10 protein-coding genes are annotated in these 15,483 nt (G+C 37.3%); 3 read left to right on the forward strand and 7 right to left on the reverse strand.

Features of this window, described 5'->3' with window-relative positions; genetic code table 11:
• Positions 1-670 precede the first annotated feature (670 nt).
• Positions 671-1,957, forward strand: a complete 1,287-nt coding sequence (brnQ, locus tag BKP57_RS08795; protein WP_072741363.1) for a branched-chain amino acid transport system II carrier protein — start codon at positions 671-673, stop codon at positions 1,955-1,957.
• Between the two features lie 294 nt (positions 1,958-2,251).
• Positions 2,252-4,387 (forward strand): DNA helicase RecQ, encoded by a 2,136-nt coding sequence (recQ, locus tag BKP57_RS08800; RefSeq protein WP_072741364.1) that lies wholly within the window; start codon positions 2,252-2,254, stop codon positions 4,385-4,387.
• A 303-nt stretch (positions 4,388-4,690) separates the two neighbouring features.
• Here recQ and BKP57_RS08805 read toward each other — a convergent pair whose 3' ends face one another.
• A complete protein-coding gene (locus BKP57_RS08805; RefSeq protein ID WP_050350902.1) occupies positions 4,691-5,932 on the reverse strand; it encodes an aminopeptidase in 1,242 nt (413 codons plus the stop codon).
• A 204-nt stretch (positions 5,933-6,136) separates the two neighbouring features.
• Between BKP57_RS08805 and BKP57_RS08810 the strand changes: the two genes are divergently transcribed.
• Positions 6,137-6,463: a winged helix-turn-helix transcriptional regulator gene (locus BKP57_RS08810; protein ID WP_050350901.1), complete on the forward strand. Its 327-nt coding sequence runs from the start codon at positions 6,137-6,139 to the stop codon at positions 6,461-6,463.
• Positions 6,464-6,619: 156 nt separating this feature from the next.
• Here the strand turns inward: BKP57_RS08810 and BKP57_RS08815 are convergent, their stop codons facing one another.
• The 6 genes from BKP57_RS08815 to BKP57_RS08840 all read right to left on the reverse strand — a co-directional run bounded on the left by BKP57_RS08815 (position 6,620) and on the right by BKP57_RS08840 (position 15,157).
• A complete protein-coding gene (locus tag BKP57_RS08815) occupies positions 6,620-8,041 on the reverse strand; it encodes an alanine/glycine:cation symporter family protein (protein ID WP_050350900.1) in 1,422 nt (473 codons plus the stop codon).
• 290 nt (positions 8,042-8,331) lie between these two features.
• The gene (locus BKP57_RS08820; RefSeq protein ID WP_072741365.1) at positions 8,332-8,844 is read right to left on the reverse strand and encodes an acyl-CoA thioesterase; all 513 of its coding nucleotides are present in this window, start codon (positions 8,842-8,844) and stop codon (positions 8,332-8,334) included.
• 194 nt (positions 8,845-9,038) lie between these two features.
• Complete coding sequence (gene cls, locus BKP57_RS08825) at positions 9,039-10,481, reverse strand: cardiolipin synthase (protein ID WP_050351165.1); 1,443 nt, start codon at positions 10,479-10,481, stop codon at positions 9,039-9,041.
• Between the two features lie 631 nt (positions 10,482-11,112).
• Entirely contained in the window at positions 11,113-11,859 is a 747-nt protein-coding gene (locus BKP57_RS08830) for a MurR/RpiR family transcriptional regulator (RefSeq protein WP_050350898.1), read from the reverse strand.
• Between the two features lie 354 nt (positions 11,860-12,213).
• Entirely contained in the window at positions 12,214-13,584 is a 1,371-nt protein-coding gene (locus BKP57_RS08835) for a class-II fumarase/aspartase family protein (protein ID WP_072741366.1), read from the reverse strand.
• 16 nt (positions 13,585-13,600) lie between these two features.
• A complete protein-coding gene (locus BKP57_RS08840; protein ID WP_072741367.1) occupies positions 13,601-15,157 on the reverse strand; it encodes a PTS transporter subunit EIIC in 1,557 nt (518 codons plus the stop codon).
• Between the last annotated feature and the right edge of the window lie 326 nt (positions 15,158-15,483).

Consider the following 15,483-nt stretch of genomic DNA (forward strand, 5'->3'; position numbering starts at 1 on the left):
GTAAACAATTTTAAACAAATAAGTCTTAAAACATATAATTGCAAACTTTTTTTCTTTTCATGATGTGATCCAGCAATTTGTTATTTCATGGAGTTTTAGGTTTCATAAGTAGTTGAAAAGATGACGTTAAAAGCTTGGTACGTTTTTTATCCTGCATGTAACTTACAGTAAGAGCTATGCGTTCATTCATGCGGTGAAATATGAGTACGCCGGATATCCAACTTTAAGTCAAATGTCCGATCCGATTCAGAAGTCCTTGTTTATGCCTCTGCGGTACGAACAATCATAAAAGCCCTCCACTGTTGACGTTTCACTTTATCCTTTAAAGGATAAACCGCCTTAAAGGTACGAAGCAACTTTTATAGAAGGAATTAATTATACTTAGCATATACCGAGTACCCATATCTCATGATGAATGTGACAAGGATTTTTTTACCTTTTCTTTTATGTTCGTTGACATAGAAAACCGTTTACTGTTAAGATAATGACTGCTTTGTTATATTTTCAAACTACCGACAATAAAGGGCGCAAAATTCAGATTATATTGTCATTTTCATTTTTTTATTTGCTGGCAGCGGGGTAGCATTATTATTGTCTGTTAATTCACAAAAATAGAACCTTTGCTTTGCTTATATGAAAGGTGCGGCCTATACATTCGGAGGGAACGAACATGAAAAAAGACACATTTATTATTGGTTTTATGTTATTTGCTTTATTCTTCGGTGCTGGTAACTTAATCTACCCACCTGTACTAGGTGTAGCTTCAGGTACATCTTTTTTCCCTGCTATTGCAGGATTTGTAATTACTGGGATTGGAATACCCATCCTAGCTGTTACAGCAATTTCATATGTTAAAAACGACGCCAGAGAACTAGGAAATGATGTTCATCCTTTATTTGGTCTGATCTTTACCTGCCTCGTTTATTTAGCAATTGGCCCATTCTTTGGTATCCCGAGAGCAGCTACAGTTGGTTACGAAATGAGCATTGAGCCGCTTTTGAATGAAACGACACCATGGTCTTTATGGTTATTTACAAGTATATTTTTTCTCGCGGTTCTTTTAGTTAGCTTAAACCCATCCAAGATGGTTGATCGAATTGGACAGCTACTAACACCTATCCTATTACTTTCTATTGCAGCCCTAGTCATTGGTGGGTTCATTTTATTTGATCAACCCCTATCCTCGGCTTCCGAAGATTATGCCCAAACCCCCTTTTTCACAGGGTTTATTGAAGGATATTTAACGATGGATGCAATTGCTGCACTTGCATTTGGTATTATTGTTGTACAAACTTTTAAGGAGCGGGGGTTATCCACAAAAGGGGAAATCATCAAAGCAACCTTAAAGGCTGGAGCAGTTGCCGGGGTTGGACTAGCTACAGTCTATACAACGATGGGATGGATTAGTGCCAAAATGCCAAATGGGGATACATTTACAAATGGTGGAGAAATATTATCTCAAGCGGCCACACAAATATTTGGTACGTCAGGTACGTTATTATTAGGAATTATCGTTACATTGGCATGTTTCACAACGTCCGTAGGGCTTGTCGTTGCTGCTTCTCATTTTTTTTCAAAAATCAGTCCTCTATCCTATAAGTGGCTGACTGCAATTATTACACTGGCAAGTTTTATCATTGCGAACCAAGGTCTAAATACGATCATTCGTTTTTCCGTCCCTGTACTTGTATTTTTGTATCCAATCGCCATCGTCCTAATCATCCTTACATTCATGCGGTCAATGTTCAAAAATAAACAAGCTGTTTATCGAGGCGCTATCCTTTTCACAAGTATTGTTAGCTTATATGATGGATTACAAGAATTAGGCGTGCAAATGCCTGTTGCCTCTGAATATATGGCATTACTTCCCTTTTCAAATATTGGTTTAGGGTGGCTATTTCCTGCTGTAATTGGCAGTTTAATTGGGTGGGCACTGTCGAAACTACGGAATCAATAACAAAGAGGTAGAGTAACATATTAGCCCTCACTTATTCCAAATTAAAGTAACAGAAAAATCCCCACTTTAAGAGTAGAGAAATTGTCAAGTAGTTATAAGCATTGCGACATCTATATTCTCGATTTGTTGGACCTACAAGTTGTGGGATCATAAGAGGCTTGGTACAGAAAAAGCGTTTTTCTTTTCAAGGAAACCACTACTGATTGATGTCTTACTTTATTTCTAATCTATCATTACTACTTATTCATGAAGCAAAATATGTTAAGATGGATGAGGTAAAGGAGGAAATCGAAAATGGGCGTACGTGAAGAAAAACTATTACAAACCTATTTTGGTTACCAACATTTTCGTCCAGGTCAAAAAGAAACGATTGACTTTATTATAAATGGGAAAAACATTCTTGCTGTTATGCCCACAGGGGGTGGAAAGTCACTTTGCTACCAAATTCCCGGGTTAGCTTTAGAAGGAACCGCCATTATTATTTCCCCGCTCATCTCATTAATGAAAGATCAAGTAGATGCATTGCAAGCTTTAGGAGTTACGGCTACGTATATTAATAGTACTTTATCTCCAGAGCAACAACAGACCTGTTTACGAGATATTTCGTTAGGGAGATATAAGTTTGTATATGTGGCTCCCGAACGATTTGAATCTAGCTTTTTTATGCGTGTGTTACGCCGCATACGAATATCCTTAATAGCTTTTGATGAAGCCCATTGTATTTCTCAATGGGGGCATGATTTTCGCCCCAGTTATCGCTCAATCATTCCGCAGTTGCAAAAACTCCCCCGTCAGCCAGTAGTGATAGCATTAACGGCAACAGCAACTACAGAAGTGATTCAAGATATTCAGCAGCAATTACATATTGAAAATGTGGTGAATACAGGTTTTGAACGGGAAAACTTAGCGTTTCATGTCGTAAAAGGAAAAGCTAAGCGCAATTATATTGCTTCTTTTTTAAACGAACGAAAATCAGAATCTGGCATTATTTATACAGCTACAAGAAAACAGACAGATGCGCTTTACGACCAGTTGAAAGCTCAAGGTTATTCTGTAGCAAAGTATCATGCTGGTTTAACGGAATTGGAAAGAAAAAGAGCACAATCTGCCTTTATTCATGACGAAAAACAGCTAATGATAGCAACGAATGCGTTTGGAATGGGAATTGATAAATCAAACGTTCGTTTTGTCATTCATTATGCCATGCCGATGAATATTGAATCATACTATCAGGAAGCAGGCAGAGCAGGCAGAGATGGAGAAGCAAGTGATTGTATTCTGTTATTTTCACCACAGGATATTCAGTTGCAAAAATTTCTAATTGAACAATCCAATATGGACGAACCTGGTAAACAAGCAGAGTACCGAAAATTGCAAGCAATGACCAATTATTGCCACACACATAGCTGCTTAACAGCTTATATTCTAGATTATTTCCATGCTTCCTCCGAAACGAAATGTGGGCGTTGCAGTAACTGTGTAGAGCGTCAAGAGAAAGTCGATATGACAGAAGAAGCGCAAAAAATTCTCTCCTGCGTAAAACGAATGGGCGAACAGTTTGGCGTTGGAATGACTGCCAAAGTACTGAAAGGCTCCAAAGATAAGAAAATCAAACAATTTCGGTTGCATACTTTATCCACATACGGCATTCTTTCCGCCTATACAGAAAAGGAGCTTACCGAATGGATCCAGTTTTTAATTGCAGAGCAATTGTTGGCGACCGAAGAAGGAAAATTTCCTACACTAAAACTGAATCAGCAATCTGTCGACGTTTTAAAGGGGAAAAGGAAAGTCTGGATGTTTACCGCCCCTATTCCGGCAAATGAAACGGCGGATTATCATGAAGATTTATTTACTGCTCTAAGACAATTACGAAAACAACTGGCTGAGGAACAAAATGTACCGCCCTACATTTTATTTTCAGATGCCACGTTAAAGGAATTAAGCAGATATTTTCCGACTACAAAAGAAGCGATGTTATTGGTTAAAGGGGTTGGCGAAAGAAAATTCGATCAATATGGGGAAGCTTTTTTAACCGTTATTCAAAAATGGCGCGAGGAACATCCTGACGTACAAAAAGTGATTCCGATTCAAGAGCCAAGACCAGCAAAGAAGTCTGTTCACAAACAGGATGACCGACCAAGCCATTTAATCAGTTATGAGCTATTTCAATCAGGGAAAGCGATCAAAGACATTGTAGCTATTCGCGAGCTTTCTGCCCAAACCATTGAAAATCATTTATTTAAAGCCTTTAAGGAAGGGTACCCGATCGCATGGGGAGTATTTTTCACTTCTCAGGAAGAGGAAGCCATTTTAACTGCTCGCAAAGAATTAAAAGAACCGAAGCTAAAACCTTTAAAGGAATCCCTTCCAGACACATTTGATTATACGAAAATCAAGGCTGTATTAACGAAAAATGGTTATTTATAATGTAAACCTTCAATCAATAACTTTTATCCTTCCTTGATTGTTAGTACCCAAAGTTATGAGTTAAAGGTCTATAAACAGAAGTGAGCATTTAACTTGCAATTGAACCCTTCTCACTTAATCTCTTGGACTTTGCCTCAGAGAACCGCTGTGGAAATCTTCATCTTAGTGATATGCGAGATAGCAAACAACAGCAACCATTCCGTAACTGTATAAACGGAGTAGTTGCTGTTTTTACGTTTAAAAAGGATAAGACGGACGGAAAAATGTGAACTGCTAATTTTCCCGCCTGTTGAAAACCTTTTCCTATTCATTCGTTTTCCATGCCCACGTCCCATTACGAAACACCGGCTCTGTTGTACCATCTGCAAACATACCATCAATATCAAGCTGTTCTGACCCAATCATAAAGTCCACATGGCTGAGACTATCATTCACTCCATGTCGATCCAACTCTTCCTCATTCATTTTGGAGCCGCCTTCTAAGTTCGTTGGGTAAGCTTTACCAAGCGCTATATGGCACGAAGCATTCTCATCAAACAATGTATTATAGAAAATTAACCCAGACTGTGAGACCGGAGATTCGTGAGGGACAAGAGCAACTTCACCAAGACGCTTGGACCCTTCATCGATATTTAATAAGTGTTCTAGCGTTTCTTGTCCTTGCTCTGCTTTAAAATCAACGACTTTTCCGTCTTTAAACGTTAATTGAAAGCGATCGATCAAGCTACCTCCATAATTCAGCGGCTTGGTACTTGCTACTGTTCCGTTTACGCCATACTTGTGCGGCAAGCTAAACACTTCTTCCGTAGGCATGTTTGGATTGAAGGTAACACCATCCTCTGTTTGTGCAGAGCCACCTTTCCAAATGTGTCCTTCTGGAAGCTCCATTTCCAAATGTGTTCCTGGCGCTTTAAAAATTAGCTTCTGGTAACTTTTCTTATTTAGAATTTCCCTTGCTACACGCAAAGACTCATTATGTGTCTCCCAAGCAGCAACAGGATTTTCCTGATCTACTCGCACTATTTTCACAATTGCGGCCCATAGGCTTTCAATAGCATCTTCTCGCGACTTATCTGGAAAAATCTTTTGTGCCCAATCTCCTGTAGGGATGGAGATAATCGACCAAGCAATTTTATCATTCATCGTATATTTACGGAATTTTTTCATTGCTTCTGCTCCTGCTTTATTCGCTTTTGCCACTCGAGAAGGATCAATGCCTTGCAATAAATCTGGGTTCGTCGAACGAATATTCAAGATTGCTGCTCCATCTTCAGCAAAGCTATTATGCAACATTACTTTCCATTCTGGAAAATGAGCAATCACTTCGTCCGGAGCATATTCAAATTTTAATCGTGTAAGTTCATCATCCACCCAATTAATATGTACGTCCTTCGCCCCCATTTCATATGCTTTGCGCACAACGATTTTTGTAAAATCTGCCCCCTCTATGGGTGCATTAATCATCAAAGCTTGCCCTGTTTGTAAATTAACTCCTGTGCGGAGTGCCAATTCTGCATATTTTTCTTGTGTTTGTTGTGTAACCATTGTCTACCTCCATGTTAATAAAATAGTAATACCATTATTATTTCACAACTTCATGAAAAATTCCAAAGCCGAACTAATTATAAGCCGGACAGAGACCTAACCGCTAACTTTACGCAAAATATAAAATATGCTACTCTATAAACAAGTTACTTTTCGTAATAACTGTTAATTTATTGGAATTGATACCAATTGAGGTGATAATGAATGGATAATTTATGTCCACGTTTTGAAAAAGCTATGGGGCTATTAAGCACAAGGTGGGTCGGACTAATTCTGTTTGACTTACTTAAAGGAAAGAAGCGTTTTTCTGAAATGGAGGCTGATTTGCCGATCAGCGGTCGCTTGTTGTCTGACCGACTTAAAATGCTAGAAAAAGAAGGAATCGTCACAAGGGATGTCTACTCCGAATTCCCTGTTCGCATTGAGTATTCCCTATCTGAAAAAGGCAAGGCATTAGCCCCAGTCATTCAAGAAATTCAACACTGGGCAGAAGAGCATGTTTCTGCTGACGATGTTGACCCGGAATGTTAACAAACCGTTTTTAAAATCTTTAAACCATATTCTCCGGCTTGAAACATTCATTTATTTTACACGACGTATCATATTTAATAGTGATTATTCCTATTAAATCTTATTTTTACAAACAGGAGCGCATCCCATGGGATGCGCTCCTGTTTTAATGATGCCTTATTTAGAGTGATCTGCTTGATCTCTTCCCCAATATTCAATACCATCCTGGTTATCTAATACATCGCGGTAAAAGACCGGATCCTTCCCTTGCTTCCGCTGCCTACGATAGTCTTGAAGCACTTGATTAGCAATTTTAAATAATCTGGCTATTGCATACAAGTTAATCAAAGCCATAATCGCCATAGTTAAATCGGCTAACGACCAAACAAAATCAAAGGAGGCTATAGCTCCAAACGCCACCATGACCAAAGCGCCAATTCGATATAAAAATAATCCTATCTTACTGTCTCGAATATACGTAATATTCGTTTCACCATAATAATAATTTCCTAAAATCGAACTATACGCAAATAGTAAAATGGCAACAGCAATGAATCCGCCTGCCCAATCACCAAAGTGAAAAGCAAATGCATTTTGCGTTAACTGGATTCCATCTGCTTTACTACCTTCAAAGCCACCTGCTGTAATAATAACAAACGCCGTTGCACTACAAATTAAAATGGTATCAAAAAATACACCTAAAGCCTGAATCAGCCCCTGTTTAGCAGGGTGTGTAACTTCTGCTGTTGCTGCAGCGTTGGGCGCACTTCCCATACCTGCCTCGTTGGAAAACAAACCACGTTTAATCCCCCAGGAAATAGCTGCACCAAAACCACCACCAGCAACTTCACGAATTCCAAATGCATTGGAAAAAATAAAGGCAAACATATCTGGAATTGCAGTAATATTTGCGATTAAAATATATATCGACAACACCAAGTATAAAATAGCCATCACCGGTACAATAACTTGGGATACATTCGCGATACTTTTTAATCCCCCAAAAATAACGACAGCTGTAAATACAAATAAAATAATTGCAATAATATTTTTGTCAATTGCAAATTGGTTCTCAAACGCTAAACTAATTGTGTTTGATTGAACAGAGTTAAACACTAATCCATACGTAAACGTTATTGTAATCGCAAATACCACAGCAAGCCAACGACTCTTTAGCCCTTTTTCCATGTAATAAGCTGGACCACCGCGATATTGATTCTCATGAGGCACTTTATACACTTGTGCTAGTGTACTTTCTACAAATCCTGATGCAGCGCCAACTAAAGCAATGACCCACATCCAAAATACAGCTCCTGGGCCTCCAGATGCGATAGCTGCTGCTACTCCAGCCATATTCCCGGTCCCTACTCTTGAAGCAGCACTAATAGCAAACGCTTGAAACGAAGAAGTCCCCTTTTTACCGGCAGCACTTATAGTTCGTTTATCTAAAATCACCCGAAACATTTCAGGAAAGTACCGAAATTGGACAAATCCTGTTTTAATGGTAAACCATAAACCTAATCCGAGTAATACAGTTATTAAAACATACGTCCCTAATACATCATTTAATTTCCCAACCAATTCTTCCAGTAATTCCACTACTTGTTCCTCCTTTTGTTTACGATGTGTATCATACCCCATCATAAACACACGTAACTTTTAGAATAATAAAAATAGTCCGCCGTCAATCTCCTCCTCAAAATAAAGTAATCTTCTGCCAATGAGGATTTCTTCTATCCCCCACTGGTTGTCCCACCGCAGCATATAACCTAACCGCTTCTGAAGCGGGGGTCTTACAGCACCTTATATGCGGGATAAAAACAATTAACCCCTAAAAAATGAAACTTCCTTATTATTTGTTATCCTTCCATTTTAACCTAGAATCTTGTTTAATTCCATGGGTAATCTGTGCCAAAAACTTCAGCAAGTTCTTTTGCCTGCTCCCGTCGCCGCTTTCTATGCTCAGCCCGTTCTGCTGCTGACGCATGAAGCTTTTGTTCATGTTCGGTTTCCGGAATCACACTTGGGACCGGTCGAGGCTTGCCCTCTTCATCTATTGCTACAAACGTCAGAAATGCTGTTGAACAAACTTTCCTTTTCCCCGTCCGCAAATCTTCCGTTACCGCCTTAACAAACACTTCCATTGAGGTATGATGTGTCCAAGTAACGAATGCTTCCACACAAATGGAATGTCCCTCTTTAACAGGGGCTAAAAAATCGACCGAATCGGTGGAGGCAGTAACGACAGGCATGCGAGCATGTCTAGATGCAGCAATTGCAGCAACGTCATCCATATACGCCATCAGCTTTCCGCCGAACAAGGTGCCATACGTATTCGTATCTGGTGGCAATACATAAGATGTTTTTACAGCTAAGGAATTCGTGCAAGTTCTTTTTTCCATTTTACTCCTCCTAAAAGTAATTTATCACACATGTAAAGGGCCATAACCCCCCCGACTTATAGAGTTATAGAGCTTGTCTAAGTGAGAGTTTACGGTCTCTGATTGCCCCATTCGATCAAAAACCTTTCGTTCTTACTTTTACGGTACTAACATCCAGTAGGAGATGAACCACTCCTACTGAATGAAGTTTCACGTTATAAAACCGGAGAAATGAGTCGTGAAATAGACTCTTTAAATCGGATGCCTAAAGATCGCTGTTTATATAATATTGCCGTCATCTGCGTAGATAATAGCATATCTTCCTCAAATTTTGATACCAATTGTTGTGTTAGCTCACGATCATATAAGAAAGCATTGACTTCAAAATTCAAACGGAAACTACGTACATCAATATTTGCCGTTCCGACAGAAGCTATTTTGCCATCTACGACGATCGTTTTCGCGTGTAAAAAGCCATTTTGATAAATAAAGACTTCTGCCCCAGCTTCTAACAGATCACCTATGTAAGACAATGTTGCCCAATATACAAAAGGGTGATCCGGTTTATTTGGAATCATAATTCTAACATTAACGCCTGATAAAGAAGCTATTCGTAATGCATCGCGCAAGCTTTCATCAGGTATAAAGTAAGGAGTTTGAATATAGACATATTCCTTGGCAGTCATGATCATTTTAATATACCCGTTTTTAATCTGCTCCCATTCAGAGTCTGGTCCACTAGAAACTATTTGGACACCGACATCCCCCACTGGGTCGGCACTATAATAACGATCTTCGTATAAAATATCATTACGGGAAGCCTGGTTCCAATCCAAGATAAATCGTGTCTGCATTTGACGTACTGCATCTCCATAAATGCGTAAATGCGTATCACGCCAATATCCAAACTTTTTATTTTTCCCTAAGTATTCATCACCAATGTTAAAGCCGCCAATATAGCCTATTTTGCCGTCAATAATAGCTAATTTACGATGATTTCGGTAGTTTATTTTAAAATTAATCTTTGGTATTTTGGGTGGAAAAAAAGCTTCCACTTCTACTCCTGCCTTACGGAGACGTTTAACATATTTTCGCTTTAATGAGCGTGAACCCATATCATCAAACAACACACGAACCTCTAGTCCTTCTTCTGCCTTTTTTATTAAAATATCTGCAATGCGTTGACCAAGCTGATCACTGCGAATAATATAGTATAACAAGTGAATATGATCTTTAGCTTTTTCCAGATCCCTCATTAATGCCTCAAATTTCTCTGTACCATCCGTATAAATTTCCACTTCATTATCATGTGTAAAAATAGCATCGTCATTACGCAAATGTAAATAAAATAAATCTTCATATTCAGCGATTTCGTTATTTTTAAATTCAAATGTTCCTTCTTCAAGAGCGCGTAACTGGGATTGGACTGATGCCTTTACCCCCAATCTGCTTTTCGTGTCCCATGTAAAAATTCGTCGTTTACTAATTGGTTTGCCAAAAATCAAGTACAATATGAATCCTAAAATTGGAATGAACAACAATACCATTAGCCAAGCCCAAGTTGAGGTTGGGTCTTTGCGTTCCAAAAAGATTATGGAAACACCTAACGCGATATTTAAAATTAATATAAAGCTTAGCAAATAAGAAAATATGTCTATTTGCAAGACTTCCCCCCCTTCCTAAACAACACGAGCTCCCATGATTCAACAAAGGACTACCGTGCACTTGAATTTTTTACTTCTTCATAATACTATAGCATACCATGATATTTATCGATAATCTGAATAAAAACGATGTTAATTTCAGTTTATTCTCAACAAAAAACAAATTATTATAACCTCTGATACTAGATGCCTCTTGTTACTTCTTGACTCGAGAATTTATCTTTACGAAATGAATCCTTTACTTTAATATAGCTAATTGTATCAATTGAATACCAATTTATGTATTAAAAACGTTGAAATAAAGTGAAGCCTCAAGCAATCGGGGTTTTCTTTATCCCTCACTAATTGTTTAGCACTACAAGAGTATAGCCTAAAAAAGGGTCTTTTAACAGCATCGGAAAGTTGAGTCACAGTTGTTGGACCCTTCACTTATCCCAAGGTTTACGTCAATCGATGGAAGGGCAGTTTTTTCTGCCAGTTGCTTGAGGAATAACCGACTTCCTACTTTAAAGCTCATTCATTTATCTAACATACTCATAAAACAACCGCCAAACTGAGTTATCGCCTGTATCCGTTATAGTTATAGTGTCGTAAAGAAGTTTAGTGCAGACTAACTTCAATAAGGTTAGCCATCATTTAAACGTATTAATTCATTAATCAATAAATCAACTATTAAGAAAAATCCGATTCGTGATATTTTGTCATTTTTCTTTGTATCATTATTATCGGAGTAGCAATATAAATTATCATTTGTATATTTAGTTAATTCATTTGTTTGAAAAGAAGTAATACTAATTATTTTTGCGTCTTTAAAATGTACTTTTTTAGCTGTATTAACGATCTTCTTTGTATTTCCTGACATAGAAATAAATATCACCATATCGTTTTTGGCTACAAAGTTCGTAAATAACTCAGATAGATTATAATCTTTTATAAAAATACACTGAATTCCGATTGATAACAAAAGATGCTCTAAATAATAACCTACTGCCTTACTAGTTCCTCTAGCCATAATAAATACATTTTCCGAGAATTGTATTTGTTTAGCACAATTTTGGAGCACTTCTTCACTAACAAGGGAAAATGTTTTTTTAATACTTTGATCTAGTCTATCACGGTACGATAAATCATTCTTTTTTTGATGAAGCGTCTTATCTTTTACAGATTGGTTTATATAATACTTTAATTCCTTGTACCCACTATAACCAAGTTTTTGAGCAAGGTTTATGATCACTGTTTTCGATACATATATAGTTTCTGCTAAATCATTTATCTTCATGTAGGGGATAACATCCATATTTTCTACAATATAATTCAAAACCTTCCGTTCACTTGCTGTCATCTCTTCATAGTTATCTAAAAAGTTCAACATGTTTCATTCCTCAATCCATTCCAATATTTGCTGTTACTTGCCTATCCCTTTAATCAAATTACTACGATTTAGTATACCATTTTAAAATCTTCCTACCAGTTATAATGAAACAAAAGCTTGGATGGATTTTCTCCTTCATACAGAGATCAAAGAATTTTTAGACGTTGTTGAAAAATCGGCGTTGTCTTGCGATTAAACAAACGTAGCCTTTTCTTATCCAGCGAATTTACATTTGCATTTATCAGTTCTACCAATAAAGTTAGATAAGAATTATACGTACGTTAGATACATAAAGATAATATGAATATACAAAAACTCCCTCTCAGCTTTTATGCTGAAAAGGAGCGTCATCCATTAGTTATACTTATTTAATATTTCTTCTTTCACTTCTTTTGCTCTATTGGCTTCCTTCTCCGCTATTGTAACGGAAAGCCCGATATAGTTTCTCGGGTCAATCATCGCTTTAATTTCTTCATCGGTAAAGTCACTGGCAATCTTTTCATTTGCTTTTAAATTGGTAAAGAAATCTTCACCCTCGGAGGCCGTCTTCATGGCAATTTCATACATGAGTGAATGTGCTTGATCTTTACCCAGTTTTTCTGCTAATTTCATCATCACATATTCACTATTATCCAATCCCTTGTTACGTAAAGCATTATGCAGCATCCTGTCTTTATGAACGACTATTGTTCTTGTTAATTCCTCACATCGTAATAAAACCTCCGTAATTAATTCCATGGCTTCTTCAAGCAAACCATCGAATAGCATATAGGAACTGCTATCTCCTTCATATGGACGTACTGCTGAATACATTCCGACTCCAGGTAAAGAATACAGTTTTTGCGAGTTTGCAATAATCCCTTTAGCTAATTTCGGATTAATTTTATGTGGCATGGTACTGCTGCCGATCGTACCCTTACTAAATCCTTCCGAAACCTCTGCTATTTCTTCCAATGTTGTACTATATACTTCTTCGGCTATTTTATGGCAAATATTGGCTAGCAACGACAAGTTCATCATATACTCTAATTTATGTGTATTTATATTTCTTGAAGGAACTTCCATCGGATACATCCCTACTAGTTCTGCAACACGCGCTTGTACTTGCATGCCAACTTCTGGCATCGAACTAAATGTACCTACAGCTCCTCCCATCATGATTTTAAAAACTCTTTTTTCTGCTTCTGCCATACGTTCATAGCAATGAATAAAGTCGCTAATCCATACCGAAACCTTATACCCATATGTAATAGGAATCGCATGTCTACCATGAGTTCTTCCAGGCATTACCGTATCCTTATTGTCATATGCCAAAGCACTTAAATTACCTAAAATTTTACCGATTATGTTCATAAACTTATGATGTGCTTGCTTAAGAATATAAAGTTGTGAGCTTTGTTGTATATTTTGTGTTGTTATTCCATAATGAACATATTTTCCACTGTTTTCTGGGCAAGCTTTTACGAATACCTTTAAAAAAGGGACAAAGCCATGTCCTATTTTTTTGTATATTTGATCCATTTCTGCAAAATCAATATTCTCTATTTTAGCTGCTTGGTTAATATCATCTGCTGCTTGCTGGGGAATAAATCCATATTCAGCTTGTGCCTGTGCTAAAGCAGCTTCAAATAATAACCACGTTTTATATTTTTCTTCTTGGGTAAATAGTTTTTTTATACCTTGATCATCCATCGTCTTACTTTTCGAATCATATAATGCTCTCATTTATATCTCTCCATTTTTAGTTTCGTATTTCATCATCAACCGCATTTTTTACAAATTCAACTTGTGGACCATAGACAACATGAATATGTTTTGCCGTTGGAAAGAAAAATCCTGTACATCCAGAAGTAGTTAATACATCTTTGTCGATAACACGAACATCTTTTAAATCGATCCGAAGTCGGGTAATACAATTATCAACATTTAAAATATTTCCTTTTCCTCCTAATGCTTTAACGACAATTTTCGCTATCTCATCATAACGTTTTTCTTTTAATAATGTATTATCTAGATTTTGCTGTTCTTCTCGACCGGGAGTTTTAATATCAAAGCGAATAATGGCCCAGCGAAACACAAAATAAGTTACGATGGCTAGCCCTGTACCAATTAGCACAAGAAAAATCCAATTGGTTTGTTCATATAGCAATCCAAAAATCGTAAAGTCAAAAATAGTTCCACGTATATATCCAATTGCTACCCCTGCAAAAGATAATAAAACGGCACCAATCCCAACAATAAAGGCATAAACAACATATAATAATGGGGCTATAAACACGAATGTAAATTCTAACGGTTCCGTAACATTACCAAGAACAGCAGTTAAGACCATTGTAATTAACATTGATTTCACATAAGCTTTATTTTCTTTATAAGCCGTTTTATACATTGCAAAGGCAATCGCCGGAAAGATAAATAACGTTACCAACATTTGCTGTTGTGCCATAAAACGAGTTAGCTTTGGCATCATCGACCAATACTCACTATTAGGTCCTTGATTAAATAAAATCTCCGTCATCGCAGGGACAACCCCTACGTACGTTTCGCCATCAATAACATAGGACCCTCCAGCTTCCGTGAATCGAAACAGAACATTCCACACATGATGCAATCCAAAAGGAATAAATAATCTCTCTCCTGCAGCAGTAAAGAACGGACCTACCACACTTAAATATACGGAAGATAAGTTTGTTAAAAGTCCTACAAACAACGACCAAATAAAAGGAATGATTAAACCAATTACCGTCATAAAACCAATTGTAATAATCGGGACAGATTTTTTTCCTGAAAAGAATGCAAATGCCGTTGGCAATTCTAGATTATAAAACTTATCTGTTGCCCAAGCTGCTAAAAGCCCAGTAATGATTCCTCCTACCGCATTAATATTCATTGTTTGGATGCCTAACACTTCTATTTGCCCATATTGCGTCATAACCTCGGGATCCGCCATCTTCCCCGTAATGATTAGCCAAACATGCATGGCTATAATTAAGGTTAAATAGCCAGTTGTAGCGGCAAAAACAGATATCCCCTTATCTTTTTTACTCATTCCATAGGCAACACCCATTGCAAATAACAATGGAATATTATCAAACACGACACTTGCTATGGTACGAATGCTAGTTAATAAAGTATTTACTGCTTCATAGCCTAAAAAAGGAAACCTTTCAATCATATACGTTTGTACCAATGCTCCACTAATCCCTAAGATCATACCAACTGGCGCCAGTACCCCAATTGGGAGAAGTAAAGTACGCCCAAATCTTTGAATGGAGTCGCTGATTTTTCGCTTTGTCATTTAGAATTTAAACCTCCTCATTCAGCATTTCACATTTTATTTTATCAGCCAAATTAAAATTAAAAAGCGCTTTCATATCCTTTCAGCTGACATAGGTAATGAAAAATGACCTAGGTCACAACCATTTGTAAAAATCAATAACATGTAAAAAACTTTAAACTGAAACATACCTTTATTCGTTCTACAAGTGTATACGTAACCTTAATAACAGCAAATTGTCTTAAATCAACAGTCATTCACAAAGTTGCAGCGAATTACTAGTTGCTGGGCAATGGAGCCGAACGTGACTAGTCGGTTATTTCGTTACAAGCACTTCATTTTATACT

Origin of the sequence: Virgibacillus sp. 6R (assembly GCF_001895305.1) — a bacterium.
In the GTDB taxonomy this organism is placed as follows: Bacteria; Bacillota; Bacilli; order Bacillales; family Amphibacillaceae; genus Virgibacillus; species Virgibacillus pantothenticus.

Bases quoted from the DNA above. Each gene is read 5' to 3' on its own strand.
- brnQ (WP_072741363.1), top strand. From the start codon at position 671: ATGAAAAAAGACACATTTATTATTGGTTTTATGTTATTTGCTTTATTC.
- recQ (WP_072741364.1), top strand. From the start codon at position 2,252: ATGGGCGTACGTGAAGAAAAACTATTACAAACCTATTTTGGTTACCAA.
- BKP57_RS08805 (WP_050350902.1), bottom strand. From the start codon at position 5,932: ATGGTTACACAACAAACACAAGAAAAATATGCAGAATTGGCACTCCGC.
- BKP57_RS08810 (WP_050350901.1), top strand. From the start codon at position 6,137: ATGGATAATTTATGTCCACGTTTTGAAAAAGCTATGGGGCTATTAAGC.
- BKP57_RS08820 (WP_072741365.1), bottom strand. From the start codon at position 8,844: ATGGAAAAAAGAACTTGCACGAATTCCTTAGCTGTAAAAACATCTTAT.
- BKP57_RS08830 (WP_050350898.1), bottom strand. From the start codon at position 11,859: ATGTTGAACTTTTTAGATAACTATGAAGAGATGACAGCAAGTGAACGG.
- BKP57_RS08835 (WP_072741366.1), bottom strand. From the start codon at position 13,584: ATGAGAGCATTATATGATTCGAAAAGTAAGACGATGGATGATCAAGGT.
- BKP57_RS08840 (WP_072741367.1), bottom strand. From the start codon at position 15,157: ATGACAAAGCGAAAAATCAGCGACTCCATTCAAAGATTTGGGCGTACT.